Annotated in this window: 5 protein-coding genes; 1 reads left to right on the forward strand and 4 read right to left on the reverse strand. The window is 57.6% G+C overall.

Annotated elements, in window-relative coordinates; all coding sequences use genetic code 11:
* Positions 1–265: 265 nt before the first annotated feature.
* A complete protein-coding gene (locus WBG04_RS13780; RefSeq protein ID WP_424315031.1) occupies positions 266–1,489 on the reverse strand; it encodes a hypothetical protein in 1,224 nt (407 codons plus the stop codon).
* 518 nt (positions 1,490–2,007) lie between these two features.
* Entirely contained in the window at positions 2,008–2,739 is a 732-nt protein-coding gene (locus WBG04_RS13785) for a hypothetical protein (RefSeq protein WP_424315032.1), read from the reverse strand.
* A 157-nt stretch (positions 2,740–2,896) separates the two neighbouring features.
* Between WBG04_RS13785 and WBG04_RS13790 the strand changes: the two genes are divergently transcribed.
* A complete protein-coding gene (locus WBG04_RS13790) occupies positions 2,897–4,060 on the forward strand; it encodes a HupE/UreJ family protein (protein ID WP_424315033.1) in 1,164 nt (387 codons plus the stop codon).
* Here the strand turns inward: WBG04_RS13790 and WBG04_RS13795 are convergent.
* On the reverse strand, positions 4,035–5,267 hold the full coding sequence (locus WBG04_RS13795; RefSeq protein WP_424315034.1) for a hypothetical protein: 1,233 nt from the start codon (positions 5,265–5,267) through the stop codon (positions 4,035–4,037). The genes WBG04_RS13790 and WBG04_RS13795 overlap by 26 nt on opposite strands.
* A 78-nt stretch (positions 5,268–5,345) precedes the next feature.
* On the reverse strand, positions 5,346–5,955 hold a 610-nt coding region (locus WBG04_RS13800), incomplete at its 5' end, for an N-acetylmuramoyl-L-alanine amidase family protein (protein WP_424315035.1).

The raw sequence follows: 5,955 nt of genomic DNA on the forward strand, positions 1-5,955 counted from the left end.
CCGCCTCGCGGCGACGCAGTTACTTCCAGTTCTCAGCCCGGATGCGCCCGAGGCTGGCCGGAGTCTCCCACTCCGAAGGGTGTTGGCGCTTCGCGGCGCACGAGGAGCGACGCCCCCGTCGCTCAAACGCAGGACAACTCACCACCCCACCCTTTGTGGCACGAGGGCGTGCCACCTCCCATTCAGCCCCTTTCGACTGCGGTGACAGAGTGAGGAACGAACGTCGTCACCGCTTTCGAGCTTCCGCTGGGGCCAACCGAGAAACTCACAACTCCTCCCCCATCAGCAGAAGCTGCCGTCGTGCCTCAGCCGCAACAAAATGGATCCGCTTCAAAACCGTCTCTCCATCATGATCGACCTTCAACACGTAATAAGCTTTGTGGCTCATCAATTTTCTAAGGGTCGCTAAGTTATAAGGAGTCCGCTGAGCCAGAAACACCTTTAGCGTCCGAGTGAGACGCTCTCGATCACGATAGTTTTCAACCTCAAGCTCCTCGTCCATATTCTCAATCAGCAAGCGCTGAACAAATGGCCTGAACTCCAAAGAAAACGACGGCGGAAAATACAGATCTGTCTTTCTTCCAAGTCCTTCATAGAGCGCATCGAACGCTTTCTGCGGATCTTCTTTGACGCACTCCATGTAGAAGTTCCCTGCAGGAGTGTAGTCCGGAGGAATACTGCCGTAACGTGCTGGAGTTCGCTGAAAGCCGAGCATGATTTTCATGATCATGAACCGATCGTCCTGCTCTAGTGTCCGAGCCACGGCTACTGCCAACGCATCCTGCTTCCGCTCCATCAACTTGCTGATACACATCGCCCTCATCATCTCCCCGTCTGACTTCGCACCCTTTACCAGAAGATCATCATCCACCCACTCGTTGAAATGAGGTTCCAACCAACCCAACCGAGCCATTCCCCCAAGCTCTCCGTCGCTCGCTTTCGGCATCTTTGCCCTCATCACTTCGAAGATCCGTTCCCAGGGAATTTCTTCACCTTCTCCCGCTTGAGAGGCCACGTCTACCAGCGCACTCCAGAGTATTTCAGGATGTGACTCTACCGAGCCAAATTCATCTATGTCTGTGGGTCTCTCCAATAGCTCGAGACAGTGTTTCACGAAAACTCCTGCTCCGAGTGCTTGGCCAGGCGCACGGTTCAACTGTTCCATGATTTTCTTGATCGCCAGCGCCTTCCATTCGTCCGGGTAATCGACGGATTCCTTCAAGAGGAGTTCGAGCCATTGGCGTGGCGCTCGGTAATCCCTAAAATCGATGAGCAGATCCAGATAGGCCAGTTCCTCGGCAATCCTCTCCCGAGAATACTCCTCAGGCCGGTCTGTGTAGCGACTCCCTCTCCGTTCGACAGCGATCCAATTCGGAAGATCAGCGCGGCTCACGCCATCCAATTGAGCGAGCTCTCTCTGCTCTTCGAGCCAATGGCCCTCACCCTCGTTTGAAATCCATTCCCTGCTTCCCGGCAACTGATAGCGCAATGCCGCTTGCCGACCTCCTTCTTTCCGATAGGGAGCCTTAACGGTGAAGTACATCCCCGGCGGGATTTCGATGCTGGAAAGACTATCGGCACACATCACCGAGTTCCCCGACGGTTGAACACGCTCCCAGCTTCCACTTTCTGCCCTACGGTAGGCCTTGATCCTCGGAACTCCATGAATCAGTCCCACCGAAACGGGTTCTTTGCTTCGATTCACCAGATACAGTGAAATCCAATTCGTCACGGCACTTTCGAAATCCGCGAACAGGGTCAACTTGCCCAAGGGTGCCACAACGGACTTTGGCAGTTCTACATTAGAAATCAGCCCGGAGCGGGACTCACACTCCAAGTACCTCGTTTGATAGCCCTCAGACCTCGGACCCTGACCCCACGCCAGCGAGGCCATTATTGCGAACAAAACAAAAAAAACGCGCCAACTCTGGAGAGATAGCACGTTCATGGAAGAGAAGTAGCAAACCTCGCTCTTCACCACAATCTGATTTTTCGATTCAAGACCTCTCACCTCCCCCGCTCCGGATGCCGCACATCCACCAGCCCATCATTCCCCCACACCGTCTCCGGCCCGGTATCAAAAAGCGTCTTCCCATTCCCCACCGACACCTTCCCATCCGCCTTCCGGATCAAAGGCGCATCCACCGAGTTGTCCAAGCGCAGGATCACCGCTTTGCCTTGATAGGGTTTTGACCAGAACTCCTCCGTCCCAATCTTCATCGGAGCTGCAAGCACAGCCCGGCCCGGATTGTCCGAGGTGTTCTGGCCCTCATTCCCATTCATCAAATAGCTGAACCCCACCTCTCCCGCTTCCAACGCCTTGCCGGGCCCCATCTTCCGATCCGGTTTCCGAATGCCCTCCGGGTGCAGACAGTAGAAGATGTCCTCCGACTGAATGCCAAAAGCAATCAACTGACGAAACATCGCGTTCGAACTCGTCCCCGAAAGATCCAGCTTCGTCTCCGACGACTTCTTCACCATCGCCGCGGTTTCCTCATCAGGAAAACTCCCAAACTCCTGATCAAATTCCAGCAAGGCCAATCCGACCTGCTTGGCATTGCTGATCGCCTGCGTCCTCTCCGGCGCTTTCTTGCACCGGAGAACCATCGGAGCCGACAAGCCCGCGAGGACAAATACCACAAACACCCCCACCACGATCATCCCCCAGTTCCAGCCTTTCGATTTTTCGGCTTCCTCTTCAACGAGCTGCTCAACTTCTTCTTCGGGTTTTTCCTTCATCCTCCAGTTTCTATCCGGATCGACTTCGAAAGTAAAACATCCCACCATTCCTTCACCGAAAATTCATAGGAAGAGCGACGCCCCCGTCGTTCAAACGCAGGACCACTCACCACTCCCACCCTCTGTGGCACGGGGGCGTGCCACCTCCCATCATCCCATGTCACCCACACGCCACCTCATCGCCATCCTCCTCTGCGGATGGGCGCTGCTGGGTGTCGCCAAGGCCCACGTCGTCGAGCAACTCTTTGCCGAAGTGAAACGCGGTGGTCCCGACTGGGAAATCGAAGTCCTCTTCGATGCCGGATATGCCAAAGCCGAGTGGCGCGGCGATCCGGACACGCCCCAACCGACACGCGAATGGCTGGTGGGACTGAGCCCCGAGGAACAATTGGTCCTCTGCGAGGAAGCATCCGCCTACCTCGATGAATGCCTTTCCTTCGTGTCGAACAAGGCACCCGTTAAGATCGCCCACCACTTCATCGACTTCGATCAATCGCCGCCCGACTTCCCCACCCTGCTGAACGACGGCGCCTACCTGAGGATCCGCCTCACGCCTTCGTCATCCGATGATCGATTCCTCACCGAATGCCGCCTCGCCGCAGGCAAGCGACCGGACTTCGTTTTCAAATCCTCCTCAGGCGATGACTCGGAGCCCACTTACCTCACCCTGAAGCCCGGCGACTCCTTTGTTCTCCATCCTGAAAGTACGATATCCGGCGTAACTCAGAGCGGTCGGATGATCGAGGGACAGTCGGTCTATCTCTATTCGCTGGAACAGGGCTTTCTCCATGTGCTTCCCGGCGGGCTCGATCACATCCTCTTCATCCTCACCCTGTTCCTGCTGCAGCGCCGCTGGAAGCCACTGCTCTGGCAATCGCTTGCCTTCACCGTTGCGCACACGCTGACGCTCGGACTCACGGCAGCGGGCTTCATCGCCCCGAAAGGCAGCGGCGTGGAGGCACTGATCGCGCTGAGCATCGCCGTGCTCGCCATGGAAAACCTTTTCAAGAAGGACGTCACCTCGTGGCGGATCGTGATGGTCTTCGGCTTCGGGCTCATCCATGGAATGGGTTTCGCCACCGCGCTCAGCTCCGTCCTCACGCCCGGCGAAGGCTTCCTCGGGCGCTTGGTCGTGACCAACCTCGGTGTCGAACTGGCCCAGATCACCATCCTTGCCCTGGCCTGGATCCTGACTGCCAAGTGGCACGACAGCCCCCGCTACCAGATCGTCCGCATCGCCCTGAACATCAGCATCGCCGTCGTCGCCGCCGTCTGGCTGATCCAACGCTTCTCCTTCAGTACGCCGCCGTTGACTCCCTGAAAGTGATGTCGATGCCCTTCCGTCCCCAGGCGCTGGAAATATCGTCCTCGAGCTCATTCCAGGTCCGTCCATCGAGCAGCTTGTCAAGCGCCTTGGTCGTGTCACCCCTGCGGCCGATACGACGCAATTCCTTGAGGAACTCCTTCATTCGTGCCGCGTCGCCATCGCCATCGAGATGAAGGAAATAGGTCGTGATGATCAGAGCAAAGCCGTAATTGAAGTTCGCTCTATCGCCGGTGAAATCATCGTAGCTCATCAGCATGTAGTCTCTCAGCGCCGGCGCCTTGATGTCCTTTCCAAGAGCCCGACCTCGGTTCCCATTCTTGCCGTAGGCCGTCGCATACTCCTCGATGTCGTCAAAGTTGTTCTTCACCTTGAAGCGACCGTTTCGATAAGGCGTTGCCGTGGTGTATTCGGCGAGGCCTTCACTAAACCAGCCACGCGCACCGACTCCGAAATAAACGCCCGGTGTCAACTGATGGGTCAGTTCGTGGATCAGCGTCCCGTCACTCTTGTCGCGATCGCGCATGTAGCCGCTCCCAACCTTGCGCACGCCAAGACTTGTCAGCGGCACCATCACCACACCGAAACGACCACGGCTCATAAAGACTCCCGAACTCGATGGCGGACCACCCGCCTTGATGTAGCTGTCCCTCGTTTCGAAAAGCAGGATGTCATACTTGCCGTCCCTCATCCCTCCGCCCGTGATCGCCAAGGGTAGCGCCCGGCAGTAGTCGTGGGTCGATTCAAACATGTCGGCGAAGGTGCTGACCACCGACTTCGACAGCCTCACATCGCAGGTGAAACGGTAGTTCGTCGAGGTGTAGATGAAGCGGTTGGTTTCTGCATTTTCTTCGACGACCGTAATCTCAGGATCCTCCTTAAAGACGATGGTCTCCGGCCAGGGATCGTCCCAATTCAAGCCATCGTCCAGTTCCTCAATCGCCTTCTTCTTCGCCGCCAACTCCGCGGCCTTTTTCAAATCTTCGGCCCGCTTCTTGAGATACTCCCGATCTTCAAGAATCAGGCGATCCCACGGCACATCGAGCTCCTTGCCATCCGGCAATCGGAGCAAGACCTCATCCTCCGTCTGACTCACCGCCTCGGCCTCGAATTCGATCCCACGCACATCCGTCCAGATCCTCGCCTCGAGTGAGGCTTGGCCGAAGAACGCGATCGCCAAGGCTCCCAGCAAAGCGATTTTCATCAAGTGAGGTCGACTGGACTCCATCAGTATGAGGGACCTACGGGAATAACCGGACAATGACAACATGGATTTCCCGACTTAAGACCCCGGAGCATCCGTCGGCCGACTCGGTGGAGCGTTGATCGGCCTGGGGAGCGGCCCGGTGCCCGAATCGCCCATCCGCTGCTGATCGAGAATCGCTCCCGCGATCGCCGTAGCGAGTTTGTCACGATAGCCCGCATCGTTGCACAAGCGCGCCTCCGAAGGGTTGCTCAGATAACCGCACTCCACCAAGACGCTCGGAATGTTCGGATTCCGCGTCAGCCGCAGGCGACGCCGGACCTGCCCTCGGCTGTCGTGAGGCCGCGGCACCACCCGCTCCAACGCGCGCTGCATGCGGGTGGCAAGCCCGTGACTGTCGACCCGCCACCAATACGTCTCCGGGCCCCTCAAATGCGAGGGTCCGGCATTGTAGTGAATGCTCACCAAAATCGCTCCATCCTTCCGGCTCGCCCGATCCACCCGGTCATCCAGATCAATGAAACTGTCCCCACCACGCATCATCACCACCTTGACCTTTCCGCCGAGCTTGCGACGGACCCTCTCGGCGGTATCGAGCGCCAGGTCCTTCTCCCTCGCACCGGTCGTCCGCGAAACCGCCCCCGAGTCCTTCCCCCCATGCCCCGCATCGAGGATCACTGTCGTAAAC

The sequence above is a fragment of the Haloferula sp. genome, from assembly GCF_049672945.1.
GTDB lineage: Bacteria > Verrucomicrobiota > Verrucomicrobiia > Verrucomicrobiales > Akkermansiaceae > Haloferula.